General features: G+C 56.7%; 10 protein-coding genes and 1 pseudogene. 4 read left to right on the top strand and 7 right to left on the bottom strand.

Annotation, left to right across the window (positions count from 1 at the left end):
* Positions 1-245: 245 nt before the first annotated feature.
* Together CO655_RS31800 and CO655_RS34730 are read left to right on the top strand one after the other, a co-directional pair.
* Positions 246-679 (top strand): annotated as a pseudogene (locus CO655_RS31800) (transposase); the annotation flags it as partial.
* Positions 680-709: 30 nt separating this feature from the next.
* Complete coding sequence (locus tag CO655_RS34730) at positions 710-1042, top strand: transposase (protein WP_280953081.1); 333 nt, start codon at positions 710-712, stop codon at positions 1040-1042.
* 13 nt (positions 1043-1055) lie between these two features.
* On the opposite strand, the gene CO655_RS31795 is transcribed toward CO655_RS34730, so the two are convergent.
* From CO655_RS31795 to CO655_RS34100, 7 genes are all read right to left on the bottom strand, one after another.
* Positions 1056-1349 (bottom strand): type II toxin-antitoxin system RelE/ParE family toxin, encoded by a 294-nt coding sequence (locus CO655_RS31795; protein ID WP_097667870.1) that lies wholly within the window; start codon positions 1347-1349, stop codon positions 1056-1058.
* Entirely contained in the window at positions 1346-1654 is a 309-nt protein-coding gene (locus CO655_RS31790; protein WP_097667872.1) for a type II toxin-antitoxin system RelB/DinJ family antitoxin, read from the bottom strand. The genes CO655_RS31795 and CO655_RS31790 overlap by 4 nt, the downstream gene beginning before the upstream one ends.
* Before the next feature lie 728 nt (positions 1655-2382).
* On the bottom strand, positions 2383-2700 hold the full coding sequence (locus CO655_RS34610; RefSeq protein ID WP_245423995.1) for a helix-turn-helix transcriptional regulator: 318 nt from the start codon (positions 2698-2700) through the stop codon (positions 2383-2385).
* A 531-nt stretch (positions 2701-3231) separates the two neighbouring features.
* Positions 3232-4716 (bottom strand): HlyD family type I secretion periplasmic adaptor subunit, encoded by a 1485-nt coding sequence (locus tag CO655_RS31780; protein WP_097667869.1) that lies wholly within the window; start codon positions 4714-4716, stop codon positions 3232-3234.
* A complete protein-coding gene (locus CO655_RS31775; RefSeq protein WP_176539348.1) occupies positions 4713-6872 on the bottom strand; it encodes a type I secretion system permease/ATPase in 2160 nt (719 codons plus the stop codon). Before CO655_RS31775 ends, CO655_RS31780 begins: the two co-directional genes overlap by 4 nt.
* Positions 6873-6987: 115 nt before the next feature.
* The gene (locus CO655_RS31770) at positions 6988-14442 is read right to left on the bottom strand and encodes a hypothetical protein (RefSeq protein WP_245423993.1); all 7455 of its coding nucleotides are present in this window, start codon (positions 14440-14442) and stop codon (positions 6988-6990) included.
* 390 nt (positions 14443-14832) lie between these two features.
* Entirely contained in the window at positions 14833-14997 is a 165-nt protein-coding gene (locus CO655_RS34100; protein ID WP_176539347.1) for a hypothetical protein, read from the bottom strand.
* A gap of 962 nt (positions 14998-15959) precedes the next feature.
* On the opposite strand from CO655_RS34100, the gene CO655_RS31765 reads away from it, so the two are divergent.
* Both CO655_RS31765 and CO655_RS31760 read left to right on the top strand, forming a co-directional pair.
* A complete protein-coding gene (locus tag CO655_RS31765; protein WP_097667866.1) occupies positions 15960-16592 on the top strand; it encodes a DUF433 domain-containing protein in 633 nt (210 codons plus the stop codon).
* The gene (locus tag CO655_RS31760; RefSeq protein WP_097667865.1) at positions 16589-16966 is read left to right on the top strand and encodes a DUF5615 family PIN-like protein; all 378 of its coding nucleotides are present in this window, start codon (positions 16589-16591) and stop codon (positions 16964-16966) included. Before CO655_RS31765 ends, CO655_RS31760 begins: the two co-directional genes overlap by 4 nt.
* Positions 16967-17259: the final 293 nt, after the last annotated feature.

The following is a 17259-nucleotide window of genomic DNA, read 5'->3' as shown; positions in this document are numbered from 1 at the left end:
GGAACAAAGGGGCGGCTTCATCGGAATCGGCATCCTTTTCTCGGACACTGCACAAATTTCGCGCACCCATATGTCGCCGATTTCGAAAGCGGGTCCGCAACGCCCCTCCGAGATCAACAGGTTGGGACTCCTTGCTTCAAAGGTTGCGAGTTGGCGGCTAGAGCAGATCCTGTGATCGATGAATCGATTGTGAAGTGACGGCGCAGGCCGAAGCTGATTCAACATCCACTTTGGAGAGGTGGATGATGGCACGAGCACTGAGCGATGATCTTCGATTGCGGGTGTTGAAAGCGTCGGCAAGAGGCGTTTCCGCGCGTCAGGTTGCAGCCCGGTTTGGGATTGGAGTTTCGACAGCGATCCGCTGGATTGCGAGAGCCAGAGATGGCGAGCAGACGGCACGGCCACAAGGTTGGCGAAGATCCTCGAGCTTGGATGCACACGAGGCGTTCGTTGTCGAAATGATCGATGATCGCAAGGACGTGACGCTCGATGAAATGGTCGAGCGTCTGTTCGTTGAGCGGCAGATGCGCATCAGCCGGAGCGCGCTCGGTGCTTGGCTACGACGCCGTGGCTGGACGTTTAAAAAAAGTCCGCACATGCATTGGAGCAGGATCGACCGGATATCCTGAAGCGGCGACGCGCCTGGTTCGATGGTCAGCTTGATCTCGATCCCGATAAGGCGTGCCATTTTGGTCGACAGGCCGGTCTCATCTATAAAGATCAGCGGCCGGAGATATTACCCAAGCTCCGGCTCTTTTGGAGGGGCAGGTACGGCAAGGCCGTACTCGGCGATAAAGCCTATGACAGCAATGCCTTGTGGGAAACGATCGCCGGCATGGGAGCCGAGGCGGTGATCCCCTCAAACCGCTCGCGTAAAATCATCGTACCGCACGATGAAACCATCTACATTCAGCGGAACCGTATCGAACGCTGCTTCAGCCGAATGAAGCACTTCCGCCGTTTCGCCACACGTTATGACCGCAGAACCATTCACTTCAAAGGCTGCGTATATCTCGTCGCAGCGATGATCTGGCTCAGATGAATGTCGATTCGTCCTAGGTCGTTGGCAAAGTGTCTGGCCATTCCTGCGCGCCATGGAGGACGCGGAGAATACGGACTGCTGTTTCGGTAATTGCATACGCCGCGACGTACGGCGTACCGTTAATTACCAGTTCGCGGGTGCCAGCAATTCTGCCAACACGGCCGCTCGCGGGAAAATCTATCAACCGACGAACGGCAGCAACGATCCGTTCGTCGACCAGAATAGCGGCTGACGGATTTTCCGCTTCTATGTATGTGAATATGGCGTCGCGATCCGATAATGCGAAGGCAGACCAGGTAAGCTTCACGATTTTCGAGAACCCGCATTAACTCGGGCTGCCGCTCGGCGTTTAGCAAATTGTGCCTCGACTTCATCATCCGAAACGTCCGGTCGAGTATCGTTCAGCGCTTCAAGCACCTTGGTGCGAAACCAAGCGTCATGGGCCTCGCTGCCCGAAATAAGCTCGAGTGGCAGCGCACCCTCGTTGGCCGTCCGGGTGAGCAAGATACGAACAGCGTCCGATACTGTAAGCCCCATGTTTTCAAGCACTGCGGAGGCCCGATCCCGAACTTCGGCATCAATACGAGTTTGCACGAGTGCAGCCATAGCTATCTCCACTTTTCGGTGCGATGGTAATGCAAATGAATGACAAATGCCATAGCGCTTTTTGAGCGGCCTTCGCCCCTCTCGTATCTTTTAGTTGCTCTTGAATGTATCTGAACAGACGGCGTAATCTCAATCACGTGGGATCACGCCTGTTTATGGAACCACAACACGGTCGCCGCCGAGCGCTTTATTTCTTTAGTACCGAGATTTTTTCTTGAAATTAATCAATATAAACAGAGCCCAGCATATAGCTGCGGGAAGTAAAGCCAAAAAATCTAATATAAATATAAAAATCACCAACGACTTTATATATTCAATCTCAATTCCCTCGTACGGAAAAGAAAACACACGGTCAAAAGAGGAAATGGAGTATATATATAATAAAATGCCAAAATATTAGCAATAGAAATATATGAGAATGTTGCCAAAATCGATTTTTTTCTAAACTAATCACAACATCTTCCATAATTTATACTATTCATAATCTTTGGCCATGCAAATCACAATAGATTGCAGCTGAGCAATCTTAAATATGAGTCATTCGTTCGCGAACGCGAACGGTGACGAGCTTTAAAACACACCAACCCTGCTATCCTTGATAGGAACCTATGTCTTCTCCTTGGCAATGAGTGAAAGCAGTGAGCGGACCGCTTTCCGGACGGCCGAAGAAGAGGCTAGGTAATTTTGCAAGAGATTCACATTTTCCTGGGCCCTAAACAATGGTTCCGTTGACTTCAGATTTCTCGTTGGGGGGGATTGGCCTCCAGCGCGGCCTTGTCAGGGGCCGCTAATCCGTCAAAAAAATAGGTAGCGGGCACGTCTAGCGCGCACATGATCCGGTAGAGTACTGACGCACTGACGCGGTTCTTACCCTTCTCGTATTTCTGAATTTGCTGGAAGGTTATCCCGAGCCGTGCCGCCAGAGTCTTTTGAGACATCCCTTTGGCTTGACGCGCTGCAAATATGCGCTCCCCCACATGAGCATCAACAGGATGGGCGCCCTCGGCTATGATCGTCCGACGCTGCTTTTGTTCAGTTCGTTTTGGGTCCACAACTTGGCTCCGATTGCATCATTGCGACATTACTCCTGGACACCAAATCCATCGGCAGGGCAAGCCGAAATTCGATAGAACGCAGTCAGGAAGACGAACTCGGATTTCTGCTCCCGTTTCATCAAAGGGCCTCGATGTTGTGCTCCCACATTTGCCTTCCCCTTTTGAACCGTGATCAGCTACAGAAACACTTTTCGACCAGAAAAGGTTGGCGCGCTCAGGCAAGTCTCGCGGAACAGCCCTCACAAACAGGAACGACGCCCGACAGCGTGCCCCCGCTGCTCGGTGTGGTCAGCAGGACGTACGGCTGGCGTTCCCACAATGCTGGTTGGATTTTGCGTGCCAGTTCAGGCGGAGCGGGTGATTTCGGACAAATCATATTGCGGCACCCAGCCGAGCACATCGTCCTGGATGCGGATCGCGCCATCAGATGATTAAGGGTGATAGTTTCAATACTCTTTGTTACCGCCGCGTTGTTGTTATAACGCGCCCGGTTAGTGTTCTATCTTCCTCTTGGTCGGCTCGCCCCACTCACCTCTCCTGCATTGCCTGGGAGGCGATCTCCGCGAGCGGCGAGTAAAGATATTCGAGGATACGCCGGCTGCCGGTTTTGACCTCAACGGTGACGGACATGCCGGGCGAGAGCGCGACGCGGGTGCCATCGATGTCGATGCTCGCTTCATCCGGCTTGATGACGACGGGGAAGACCAGGTTTTGAACCCGCTGAGCATTGCCGATCGGGATCACGCTCTGCAGCTCCTTTGCCGGCTGCCCTTCGAGCTGTTGCGCGTCGGGTTCGGGAATGGCATCGGTCGCGACACGGGTGACCGTGCCGTTGAGGATACCATAGCGGGTGAAGGGAAAGGCTTCGACCTTGATGACGGCAGGCTGCCCTGGCGAGACGAAGCCGATGTCCCGGTTCGGCAGATAGGCTTCGATCTCCAGCGAAGCATCGTCGGGGACGATCCGCATCAGTTCGGCGCCCGCAGTCACCACCTGGCCGACCGTGGTGATGGCGGAAGTCTGCACGACGCCCTTGATCGGGCTCTTGATCGTCATCGATTCCAGCCGTTTGGCCGCCTTGACCAGTTGCTGCTCCTTCTCGTCGATCTCACGCGAAGCCTGCGCCTGCTTCTCGACATGGTCAGCGACGAAGGTTTTAATCGCTTTCAGCCCCTCGCTCGCCGCGGCGGCGATCGCCGTCTCCGCCTCCGCCCGCTGACCGATCTGTTCGACGAGGTTTGCCTCTTCCTTCTGCTTGATCTCGACGGCATCGATGACGCCGGATCTTGAGCCGGCGCTGAGATCGAGGAGATTGGAGCGCATGGTGACGCGATCCGCAAGCGTTGCCACCAGCGCCTGCTGGGCGGCAACCATCTCGCTATACCGCTTCAGTGCGGCGAACTGCTGGTTGCGCTGGGCCGCAAGACTGTCGAGCGTCGATGCCAGCTGCTCCAGATCGGAATTGTAAAGCAGCGTCTCGCGCATGCAGATTTCCGCCGATATCGAATTGTCGAATTGCGGGGCAATCTCGATGCGGCGCGCTCCGCTCCAGAGATCGCCCTTCTGCCAGGCGTCGACCTGCGCCAAAGCCGCGCTGCGCCTCGCCACCTCGGCGCGCAGCGTGGAAAGGCTGATCGACAAGGCGTCGACCTCGGCGCGGGCTTCCGTCGGATCGAGCTCGACAAGAATGTCTCCGGCTTCGACCTTGACGCCGTTCGACACGGGAACGGCGATCGTCTTTCCGACCTCGAGCGACTGGATCACTTTCACGCGACCGGTCGGCTGGATCTTGCCCTGCGCTGTCGCGACGATATCGAAGTTGCCGAGATAGCTCCATAGGAGCGCGCCGGCAGTGAGCAAGCAGATGAACCAGATCAGCGCGGTGCGGATCGGCGAGGCTGGGGTTTCCAGGATTTCGAGCGCGGCCGGCAGGAACTCGTTGTCCACCTGCAATCTCTTCGGCGGCTTCGCTGGCTTCGGCGGAATCCGGGGAGGCTGAACATTCTGGTTCATGATTGATTTGCCCCCGTCTGCAACTGCCAGAGATGCGCATAAAGGCCGTTCGGGCGGGCAAGCAGCGTCTCGTGCGTTCCCTCTTCGACGATGCGCCCATCCTTCATGCCGATGATGCGGTTGCAGTGCCTGACCGTGGCCAGACGGTGGGCGATAATGATGACGGTGCGGCCGCGGACGATCTCGCGCATATTGGCGAGGATGATGCGCTCGCTCTCATAGTCGAGCGCGCTGGTGGCTTCGTCGAGGATCAGGATCGGCGGATTGGTGGCGAGCGCGCGGGCAATGGCAAGCCGCTGCCTTTGCCCGCCGGAAAGATTGGCGCCGCGCTCTTCTATCAGCGTGTCGTAGCCGCGCGGCAGCTTGGCGATGAATTCGTCGGCGCCTGACAACCGCGCCATCTGCATGGCGGCGGCCCGCGACATGGCCGGATTGACCATGCAGATATTGTCGTGGATCGTCCGGTTGAACAGCATGTTCTCCTGAAGCACGACACCGATATTCGACCGCAACCAGGCCGGATCGACCTGGGCGATGTCCTGGCCGTCGACGAAGACCTGGCCGCTGTTCGGGATATAGAAGCGCTGCACCAGCTTGGTCAGCGTCGACTTGCCGGAGCCGGAGGGGCCGACGATGCCGATGACTTCGCCGGGACGGATCGAAAAGCTGATGTCCTTCAGAACATCCTGGCCGTCAGGGGAATAGCGGAAGTTCACCGATTTGAAGCCGATTGCGCCCTTCGGCGGCGGCAGGCTGACGGCGACGCTCGGGCGCGGCTCCTGCGGCGCGTTGAGAATATCCGAGAGCCTGGCGACAGAGACCTGCACCTGCTGGAAATCCTGCCAGAGCTGCGACAGCCGCAGGATCGGCTGCGAGACCTGGCCGGCGATCATGTTGAAGGCGACCAGCGCTCCGACCGTCAGCTCACCGTCGATGACCGCCTGCGCGCCGAAGAGGAGCAGGGCGGCCGAAGTGATCTTGTTGACATACTGGATGGCGTTCTGGCCTTTCGCCGCCAGCATGGTCGCAAGAAAAGACGAGCGCACATAGGCGGCCAGACGCTCTTCCCACTGCGAGGAGACCACCGGCTCGACCGCCGAGGCCTTCAGCGTCTGGATTCCGACGACGGTCTCGACAAGCAATTGCTGGCTGAAGGCGCCGCGCTCGAACTTCTCGTCGATCCGCTCCTTGAGGAAAGGCCGGATGAGAAAGCCGATCGCCATGTAGAAGGGAATGGAGGCGACGACGATCCAGGCGAGCTTCGTGGAATAGGAAAATAGCACGAAGATGAAGACGATGGTGAAGATCAGATCGAGGCCGGAGAACAGCCCCTGCCCGGTCAAGAAATTGCGGATGGTTTCGAGCTCGCGGATTCTCGCGACGGTCTGGCCGGTGGCGCGGGTCTCGAAATAGCTGAGCGGTAGGTTGAGGAGGTGGCGGAAAAGGCGCCGGCCGAGCTCGACATCGATTCGGTTGGTCGTGTGCGACAGCGCATAGGTTCTCAAATATTGCAGCACGACATCGAAGAGCCCGACGGCGGCAAGGCCGATGACGAGCACGATCAGCGTCGAATAGCTGCGATGCGCCAGCACCTTGTCGACGACGACCTGGAAGAACAGCGGCGTCACCAGCGCGAAGATCTGAATGACGAGCGAGGCGATCAGTACATGGCCGAAGGCTCGCCGATAGCGCCAGATCGCCGGCAGGAACCAGCGGAAGCCGAAATTCTGCTGCGAGGCGCCGGGACCGGCAAAACGCCGCTGGACGAGGATGAATTCGCCGGAGGTCAGGGCGAGAAGCTCGTCTGCCTCCACATTGCTAGCCGAGAAATCGATGGGATTGATCAGACGATAGCGACCTTCAGCGGCCACGCCGGCAAAGACGGCGAAGGTGCCGTCCTTTAGTGAGGCAAGAGCTGGAGCGGGAAGAGTCGTCAGCCGTTTGGCTTGGCTTGCCCGAACAATGCGTGCCTTCAGGCCGACGATTTTTGCGGCGCGCAGCAGGTCGTCACGTGAAGCCGGCGCGGTCAACGCCAGCTCCCGGCCCAACGTATCTGGACGTGATGCGATCCTGAAATAGCCGGCAACAGCGCAAATCGCCGCAAGTCCGCTATCGGCGATTGCTGCTTCGGGTATCGGGTGTGGCTCGCCCGCCATCGCCGCCACCTCGGCGTGAGAGTCGGGAGCTGTTAGGATGTCCGTCATGATGTGGAGTCAGTGAAGAGCGGTTATGTCGGCGCTTTGCAGCGCCGACATAGGGCATGGGATCTTCTTATGCGACATTGGACGTTCGACTCGGCCGGAAGGACAGCATTGCGTCACCGACCAGATGCCCCTTGCCGTCGACTGTCTGGTAGGAGCTGGTGCCTGTGATCGTCGAACCGTCAGCAAATGCCTGATATCCATCCGTGTTCGGCATCAGGTTGATGAGCTTGATACCGGCATCCGTCATCGTCAGGAGTTCGCCCTGGTCGGTGAGACCATTCTGGTTGGCATCGCGCCAAATACGGAACTCGTTCCAGCGCTCGTCGTCGGCATTCAACACGTTGTCATGGTTCGTATCGAAGACAAGGCGGACGCCATCGAGATCCGAAATACTGCCCGCAGTCTCGCCCTGTTCCGCCCAAAGTGAGAAGGCCAGCTCCTTTGCCTGATCGATAACACCGTTAGGGCCGGCAGTCCCGTCCGAGGCAAGGTCAATGGCAAGGAAGCCATCGGAAGGACCGACCCAGGCCGTCGTATCGCGAAGACCGTCTCCATCCCAGTCGAAGGTCGGCGAGGCTACGATGCTAGTCAAATCGATTGGGCGAAGATCCACATGGCCGTCACCGTCAAGATCCAGAAGTACGGGACCAATCCGGTTATAGTTGGGGTCGAGGTGATAGGTTTTATTTTCGGCAACGACATAGACGTCCATATAGCCGTTGTCGAAATACTTTGTCGTTTGAATTAGTGTATCGCTCGCGTCATAGTCGTAAGCAAATTGCCAGAAGTTGTTGCTGGGATCGTAATCGTAGGATCTGTGCGTCAGCCAACCGTTGTCCCAAAATTGCCGTGTCCAGTCATGCCGGCTCCCCGTGTACGAATCTTGGACCTTCCACCAAGAATTGGTGTTCGTTACATCGAATTGGTACGCGAGGCGTGTGTTGTCATCATAGACAACGTTAGTTGACGTTTGACGGCCCCAGCCATCGTAGGTTTCCTCACTGTAGGTCCAATTCAATCCGCCGAGATCTGTCGTTTTTCGATAAGCGAGCGTACCGGTAGACCGCACCTCCTCGACAATGGTTTGCTTGACGGCGTTAGCGTCTTTCTTGCTCAGCGTAATCGATCCGTCGGCATGGGTGACCGCGGTCTCGATATGATCGATGCTGCCATTGTTGTCGGTATCTTTCGAAAGGGTCGTGATCAGGCCGTCAGCACTGGTCGCGATCGTCCCTTTGGCAGGGGTCGTGCCGGTTTCGGTGACCGTCGTGACGACGGAGCCGTCGACCTGGATCGTTGATAGCATGACGGTCTCGTAGACGCCATTGCCATCATAGTCGTATTTGGCAACCTCCGTGCGACCGTCAGCCGAAGTCGTGGTCTCGATCTTGGCGGCGATAGCCTGTTTCCAGTAGACGACACCCGACGTCAGGTTGGAGGTGCTTCGTGCCGTGGCATTGTTGGTGACCACCGAGACTGAGGCGCCGGTCGAGTCAATGGTGAAGGATTCAACCTGATCGGGCGTTCCATCGCCATTGGTGTCCACCGACGTCGTTTTCACCTTGCCGTCTGCAGAGGTTTTGATCGTCGTTGTTGCCGTCAAAGTGCCGGCCGGAAGATCTTTGTCCGAGATGATGGTCGTGGTGCTTCCATCGGCATTTATAGTGAAATTCGTCACCCGCTGACGATCGATCGTGCCATTGCCGTCGAGGTTCCAAGTGGTCGTCTTCTGGCGGCCGTCGGCAGAGACGACCGTGGTCGACTTGTCCCTGACCGTTGTTCCATCGGTCTTGAAGTTGGTGGTGACCGATGTCTGGATGCCGGAATTGGCGGTGACCGTCTCCTGATGCTGATCGACGATGCCATCGCCATTGCCGTCACGGTCGACAGTAACAGTCAGCTTGTCGGCGCTGGTGAGCGTGACGACCTTGCCGATTAAAGCGCCGGCGCTGTCCTTCGTCTCGACGGTCTCGCGAACGGCGCCGTTCGCCAGCACAGTGGTCGTGTCGGTGACCGTCTGATTGGTGAAACCAGGACGCTCTTCGCTGGAGCCGACGATCAGGCCGTTGGCGCTTGTTGTGACGATGCTCCTGGAGATCAGCGAACTATCGGCGGTCTTCTTGCTTTCCATCGTCCGCGTCGTCGTACCGTTGAGGTTCAGGACCGTGACATCGGTCGCCGTCTGGCTGTAGGTGCCAGCGCCTGTCGGGTCGAACTTGGTGGTGATCTTCAAGCCGTTGGCGCTGGTTTCGACGAGAGTGCGGCTGGTGAGCGTCGTGCCGGTAAAGTCGCTGATCGTCTGCGTTTTCGAGCCATCGGAATTGAGGACGGTGACATCGGTGCGGCTCTTGTTGAACGTCGTGCCGCCGCCGGTGCCCGTCGTGTCCCACTTGGTGGTAACGGTCAGGCCATCGCCGGACACATCCGTCAGCGTGATGCTTTTGGTGACGCTGCCAACGATCTCCTTGACCGTGGTCGTCCTGCTGCCATTGGCGTTCAGAACGGTCGTGCTGGTCGTCTTCTTGTCGACCGTAGCATTGCCGTCGCTATCATAGTCGACGGTTTGCGTCAGGCCGTCGGCAGACGTCGTGACCTTCTTCGAATCCTTCAGCACGGCATTGGCGCCGAAGTCGCTGAGGAGCTGGATTGTCGAGCCGTCAGCCTGCTTGGTCGTCACCGACTTCTTGTCGACGGTGCTATTGCCGTCGACATCGGTGGTGACCGTCGTCGAGAGCCCATGCGCCGCAATCGTGGTGACGGTCTGGCTTTCCAGCGCTCCGCCGGCCTTGCGGTAGGACAGGGTCTCCGTGGTGCCGCCATCGGCATTAAGAGCGGTGACATCGCTCATCGAGCGAACCACCGTGCCGGTGGCATCGGCCCAGTTGATCGTCTTGCTCAGGCCGCTGGCGTTGACATTCGACGTGGTGGTGGAAACAAGATTGCCGCTGACCGACTTCGAGATCGTCTCGGTGCGGCTGCCATCGGCATTCAGGGCTGTCACATCGGTCGTGACCAGTTCGAAGACCCCATTGCCGTCGAGATCGGAACTCGACGTCTTCGAAAGACCATCGTCGGAAGTGGTGACGACCGCCTGGCTTTCGAGCACGCCAGCAGCGTTATACTGCTTGACTTCGTCCTTCTTCGTTCCGGCGTTGTCGATCGTGATCGTTTGCAGCCGGTCGACGACAGTGTCAGCATCGATCTTGGAAGTGACCGTGGTGGTCTTCTTATCGGCACTGACGGTGGTGATCGTCTGCGAGATCAAGGTGGCGGGGGTGTCGGATGTGGCATCGCCTGCCCTCACCGTTTCGGTCGTGGTGACCGCTCCGGCAGTGTCGGGCAGCGCTTTCTTCCACGACGAGGTTCGGTTGAGCACAGCGTCGGCGTCCAGATCGTAATCGGTCGCTCCATCAAGCCCATTCAAATTAGTGGTGACCTTGGTTGATCCAACCAGCGTCGTGCCGCGGAAATTCGACACTGTTTGGAACTGTTTACCGTAGGTGTCGAAGGTCGTCACGTCGGTGGTCTTGGCATCGACGACACCGTCGCCGTTGAGGTCCTCACTCGTGGTGATCGACTTGCCGTTGCCAGACGTGACAATGGTCTTCTTGTCAAGCAGCGTCGCATTGCTGCTCTTCAGCGAGATCGTCCGGGTCTTGCTGCCATCGGTGTTCAGCACCGTCTGGTCGGTCGTGATCCGGTCAGCGAGGCTATCGCGGTTCAGGTCGACGGATGTGGTCGTCGTCAGGCCGTTGCCGGTGACGGTGACCGTGCTGTTGGTCGTGCCGGTGACCGTGTCGTTCGGCGTATAGGCCGTTTCCGTCGTCGTGGTCGAGCCATCCGACGCGATGACCTTGACTTGGCGAGTGTCGATCTTGCCGTCGCCATCCGCATCCGTCCAGACGGTGGTCGTCCGGCGATCGGCGCTGACTTCGGTTATGGTCTGCGCGTTGAGCGTTCCGTTGGCGCTGGTGCTGCTCACCGTTTCGGTGCGCTTGCCGGTGGCGTCGAGGACGATGACATCGGTCGTCGTCTCCTCGAAGACACCGTCGCCATCGGCATCGGTCTTGACCGTCTGAGTCAGGCTGTCGGCCGACGTGTTGGTGACGGTCGTGGCGATCGTCGCGCCGTTGGCGTTCTTCGACGTCACCGTTTCCGTCCGGCTGCCATCGGCCTCGTTGGTATTGACGTCGCTCACTACGAGTTCATTAGTGCCGTCGCCATTCGCGTCTGTGCTGGTCGTCTTCGACAGGCCGTCGGCGGATGTCACGGTGACGGTCTTGCTGGCCAGCGAGGTATCATAGTTGAGATTGCTGACTGTGTTGGTCGTCTTTCCATCGGTGCCGATGACGATCTCCGTGAATTGATCGTTCTTGCCGTCACCATTGGCATCCTCGGCGATCGTAATCGACTTGCCATCGATGCTGGTCTTGGTGATCGTCTGCGACAGCAGCGTGTTGTTGCCGCTACGATGCTGCACCGTCTGAGTCCGGTTGGTGGCGTCGATCACCGTAACGTCGGTATCGGTGAAGTCGTTGATATTATCGGCGTTGACGTCGCTCTTGACGGTCTTCGACAATCCGTTGGCGCTGGTGATCGTCGTCGTCTTCGAGCGCCTGATAAACGAGGCGTTGGTGTTGTAGACCGTTGCTTCCAGCGTCACCGTGCCTGTATCAGCCGCCACAGTGGATATGGTGTCGGTGCGGGTTTCAGAAGGGCCGTTGCCATCGGAGTCTGTGTAGATCGAAATGGTGCGGCCATCGGCGCTGGTCGTCTTATAGATGGCAGAGATGACCTTGCCGCTGGCGCTTTGCTCTTTGGTCGTTTTGCTGCGGCTGCCGTCGGCGGCAACCGTAGTGGTCTCGGTGACGATATTGTCATAGGTGCCGTTGCCGTCGCGATCGAGACTGGTGGTCTTCGTCAGGCCATTGGCAGAGGAAGTGACCATCGTCTCGGTCAGGACGGTGCCGTTGAGACTGAGCTGCTCCGTTGTCGTCGTGGTCGAGCCATCGGCGGTTTGAACATAGGTCTGACGCTGGTCGATAATGCCGTCGCCATCCTGGTCGACCGTGGTCGTCACGGTCAGATGATCGGTGCTGGTGACCGTCGTGGTGCGATCCTTCAGCGATCCGTCGGCGTTGAAGTTGGAAACCACCTTTGTCTGCACGCCGGAGGCATCGACGGTCAGCACATTGGTCTGCGAGCGGTCGAACGTGCCGTTGCCGTCGTCGTCGAACTGCGTCTGCACGCTTTTGCCATCGGCGCTAGTCGTCACCACATTGCGGAAGGCCAGGCTGCCATCCTTATTGTAGGCAAGGATCGTTTTCTCGACCGAGCTGTCGGCCTTGGTCACGCTGGTCGTCTTGACGATATAGGCGGTATCGTCGTTTGCCAGCTTGGCGTCGCCGACGGTCCCGGTCGTGCCATCGGCGCGGGTAAAGGTGGTCGTGCCGGTGATGGCCGAGCCGTCTTCGAAAGTCTGGCCGCTGCCCTTCGGCGTTAGATCGATCGAGGCGATGGCAAGGCTGTCGAGTGTCACGAGTTGGCCGTTGACCTCCACCCGGAACTTCGACCATTGCGCATCGCCGGCATCCAGCTTGCCGTTGCCGTTGGTATCAAAGATATGCTTCAGCGCCTCAAGATCGCTTGAGGCCGAAGAATCCCATTCGGTGAAGGCGAATTCTTTAGACCGGCTAATCTTACCGTCTGCATCGGCGTCGATAATAAGAACACCGGTGCCCACTCCCGCCCAGGCGGTGCGATGCTGGTAGCCGTCGCCGTCCAGATCCAAGAACATCGAGGAGGTCGACAGCGTCTCGACCGTCAACCCGTTACCGCTCAAGTCGAGAAGAACAGGTCTCGTGGAGGAGCTCCAATTGCCGCTCGGGCTTGGACCATAATCGCTGCTGCTTCTGCCTCCAGTAGACTTTGATTTGCTACTAGTTGAGGACCTTGAGTCATTAGAGGAGGAGCCTGAAGAGCCCGCTAGCCTAGCTGTGTTCTGGGCGCGATGTTTATCCACAGCACGATAGGCTTCCGGCGAATAAGGAGACACATTGGCCAGAGCTGAATACGTTGCCAAGTAGCTGTAGCCACGTGCAAAAGCGCGATCAGCGATATGTTCGGGGGAGCCGAGCTTTTCCCCATACCTGGCGGGACCGAAGGATTCTAAGAATCCTCGCGCAGACTCGCTGCCATGGGTAGCCTTGACAGTCTGCACGTAATTATTGCCAACATATTGCACATACTTTGTCGTCTCTGGATTATTATATTTGCCAGCCTTCTCTGCGTAAGCCACGCCGAAGATCGCTTGCGTTAGAAAGCCGCTGGCGCCGCTGAAGTTAGCCGTCGCCGCTGTGGCGAGCCCCCAGCCGAGCGCTGTGCCCGCAAAACCGGTCGCACCGCCCAGGGAGTTGTAATAGTAATCCAGCGCAACTCCGTTAAAGACTTGGCTTCCGTAGCCGGGTACGTCGTATGCTACGGCGAAGATGCCTCTATCATCGACACCCTTCCTATTATGGGCAACCGGGTCGGATATATTGTGAACTCTGACACCACCCGCAACATAGGTGTGTAGATCTTCAACTTCGAAATTGTATGTCTGCCAGCCATTGAGGCATAGATCTTTCAGTACCGCATTGCCCGTAACTGCGCCGCGGACATGCGCCTGCTCGAACATGTCAGCCGTCTCGGCCGAATATAGTATTCGCTCGGCGGTTACCTCACAAAGAGCGCCTGATGCCAGAACTACCGTTGCTCGGCCCGAGGCAATCATCTGCTCGATGGGAGGGAATTTCCCGTACTCGTCCAAGAAATGGTGACCGGGTGTGCACACAAGCTCAAACCGCTCGCCGGCCTCTTCCCAGGTCAACTGGACCCACTCGGTCGTAACATTACGAAACAATCGCGTTACACGACGCGGAAGCAATTCACCCCGGGCAAAGTCTGACTGGTCAAAAGCCATAATTATATCCCCGACACGAATGTCAGAAATCGGCTTTGACAGCCCGGAATCTAAATGAATTGGAGTGCAAGCCGCAAAGCACTGCGGAGATCCATCAGCTTCGAACCTTTCTGCTGCGCGTAAATAATCTTCATATCCTTTTTTTATGTTAGGAACATTATTTGGATTATTGAAGTATATCCCAGATGTATCGACGTTTTTGTTGGTTAATGAGTTTTTCCAATTTAAAGCTCCGCCACCTCGCAGTAGGGTGTCCAAATCGTACCCTAGTGCCGCTCCAGTATATCCGAAAGAGTACGACGCCACCGGTGTAAATGCACTGACAAATCCCGAGCCGCCCTGAGCTATTTTGCCATTATAATTGCGCTGCAAATCCAGCGGCGCATTCGTGGCGAAATCCGTAATGACACCAACGCTAGTTTCGAAAAATGAATCTGCCCGCACTTTGGCGTCCTGTGCCGCGCGCCAAGGGTCATAATCCAATGGACCAAGCATAACCGACCTACGGTCGATCATTACAGGTGAGCCGTCGGGTCCACGAACAATTTTCGAATCCACGAGGCTTCCGTCTCTGCGTACTGTTTTATAATAATTGCCCATTAACCTGTGCCTCCGACAATCCTATCAATAAAATACGGAGTATAGACTCCGCAAAAAGCAAAGAAAAAGTATAATAATGAATTTTTCACACTTAGAATCTTTGTTCTTAACAGATAAATTGCAATTAAATTTACTATTATAAAGGTTATTAGGTCATTTAGTAGAAAATTTAAAATGGAATAAACATGTACATTCCGAATATTCTCTTCTACATATGTTGAGCATTCTTGTCCATCAGCGTAGCTTACCCCCAAGCTGACGAAGTATCCGCAACCGTTAGCGAGACGTATTAGGGATAATAAAAAATTTACAGCGTAAACAAAAAAAACTCTTTTATATAGCGCGAACTCAAACGACATATGCGCCACCCACAAAAACAACGCCGGCGGCTTTCATGAGGCGATCGGTAGCCTCGATGTTCGACCCGGTCGTGACGTGGATGAATGAATGGCTAGCGTTGAGCGTCGCCGCCCATTGTCGTATGGCCGCCACAAGCGCGACGATGGTAGCCATTGCCAACAAATGCTTCCTCGAGGACTTGCCCCGCAAGGTGGTCCGCGTTTCTCTTGCGCCGCATTTTCTGAGGCTTCCGGCTTCTCGTGGGCTACTCTAACGTCATGCATATCAATCGCTCTCGACCCCGGGAATGAGTAATCGCTTGCCGCGACTGACGTCACGGCACAATGATCATGTTTGATGCAGGATATTCGGCCTTGCTGTCACCGCTGAAATACGGATACCTTCAAAGCCTCGCTAATCGAAATGCCGTGTTACGCATGATTTCGCACGATGACCCCTCATCTGGAAAACGCCTCTATTGTGCAATGCATAAAACAACTGCCTGGCGAGGGCCAGAAAAATATTTACCGTTCGCTTGTAAATAATGTGAAGCGATGCTTATCCACAACGCAAAGCTTGCGACCTGCCGCAGAACTTCTGTCCCGCAACGATTGGAGCGGATTTCAGCGCCCTTGCGGACCGGCTTTGAAAGGTTGTTCGCCAGCCCCGCGTATCGCTCATTGAGTTCATTGCCAGGAAGTCGCAGAGCTGCGTGCTATCGGACCTCGCGGTCCGCAGCCGGTAACGATTGAGGTGAACTACCGCATATATCAGGAGCGCGGTATCATATTCCGGGCGAAGAGCCTTCCGCGTGGCGATTAGGAGTCCGATTGGAAAGGTGGGCGTTCAGTACGGCGTGGTCGCCTTGATGGGAGCAGAACCGATTGCGCTGCCATTGCAGCAATCGGCGAGAGCGCATCTTGAGAGATTTCCGGCTCTTGATCTTCGACGAACCGAAGTGAAGAGCCGGCACGAGCAAATCCCTCGCTTGGACGGAGGCACTGTTTCGCGTGACTGAACGGCCGCTGGAGAAGAAGTGCCCACCAATAGGCTGACGAGAAGCGAGGTTGAAAAGCTCCGCCGGCCTTTACGGTAGACGTCCCCTGCATTATATATTCTCCACAAGGAGAATGATTATGACCAGCACTTCACACGCCTACACACCCGCCGAGGCGGCGGCTGTCAGCGAGATCGCTGTGAAGTCTGTGCACAATGCGATCGACAAGCGCATCATCGAGACTCATCTCGTTGGCAGCAGGGGTCGAGCACTCACCGACGAGGATCTGCTTCGGTTGAAGCTCTGGTACGGCGTCGGATCGATCTTGTCTGCCGAGCGCCGCAAGCGCTTGTTCGATACGATCGACCAGAACCCCGATGCCGAAACTGTTAGGGCAGACGACTATCTCATTATCGACGTTGCGCGGGCACGAGAACAACTGGCCGCGCGGGCCGAGGCGCTTCGAGAAGCCGAACGAATGATTGAAAGCGTGAAAGGGGTCGTGGCCGGTGAGCCGGTGTTCAAGCGAACCCGTGTTCCCGTGCGAACGATTGCCGCGATGAAGGCGCAGGGCGCAACCACGGTGGAAATCGTCGAGGGCTATCCTTCGCTCACCGAGCGCATGGTGGAACTTGCCGAGATCTGGGTTGCGGCCCATCCCGCCAGAGGACGTCCGAGGAAGCTTTCGGAGCAGGGCCTGAAGGTGAAATCCGTGAAGCGCCTGGTCCTTCGGAACGAGAACGTCCCCAAAACGTCTGGCTCGACCTCGTGAAGTTTCTCATCGATGAATGCCTTCACACGTCTCTCGTGGCCGTGGCTCAAGAGCGCGGCCACGATTGTTTCCATGTGAATTGGCTGGGACTGAGCGGCGAGACCGATTGGGACCTGATGCCTCGGATCATCGAGGAAGATTTCACTTTCGTGACGAACAATGCCCGCGACTTCCGGAAGCTCTATGCCAAAGAAGAACTGCATGCGGGTCTGGTGATTATCGTCCCGCAGGTGCTGCCTGTGCTGCAACGAGAATTGTTTGCCCTCATATTGCAGGATCTGGCAGGCGCGCAGGATATGGTCAACGCAGTCATCGAAGTGACCCTCGACGGAGAGGACGCGGTTCTTACGCGCTATTCGCTTCCGGAGGCTTAGTCGCGTCCCCGCCCCCGACATCCGTAACTAATTTTCGGCTGCTCATCCTAACATACGGATGACTATGATCTGCTCCAACCGGCCCTGGTTGGATCGGAGGAACTCGGTTACCCAAGTGCTCGCGTTAACAATCTGCGGGAATAGCGATGTTCCTACCAACACTTATCTTCTTGCTTTCCTGCCGGGTCAGTTCCGTTCGATCCATTATGCGATCCTTTTAGTCCAGAATGTGAACACCGTGGCAACAAGTCTGGCACTGACTCTAAAGCTCTCGCTGTGCCAGCGATAAAGGA

It is taken from the genome of Rhizobium sp. M1 (genome assembly GCF_002531805.1).
GTDB lineage: Bacteria > Pseudomonadota > Alphaproteobacteria > Rhizobiales > Rhizobiaceae > Rhizobium > Rhizobium etli_C.
The sequence above is the reverse complement of the archived record's forward strand: the minus strand, read 5'-3'. Positions and strand labels throughout refer to the sequence as shown.

Excerpts from the sequence above, each read along its gene's own strand:
- CO655_RS31765 (WP_097667866.1), top strand. The coding sequence starts at position 15,960 with ATGACCAGCACTTCACACGCCTACACACCCGCCGAGGCGGCGGCTGTC.
- CO655_RS34100 (WP_176539347.1), bottom strand. The coding sequence starts at position 14,997 with ATGGCTACCATCGTCGCGCTTGTGGCGGCCATACGACAATGGGCGGCG.
- CO655_RS31780 (WP_097667869.1), bottom strand. The coding sequence starts at position 4,716 with ATGAACCAGAATGTTCAGCCTCCCCGGATTCCGCCGAAGCCAGCGAAG.
- CO655_RS31775 (WP_176539348.1), bottom strand. The coding sequence starts at position 6,872 with ATGGCGGGCGAGCCACACCCGATACCCGAAGCAGCAATCGCCGATAGC.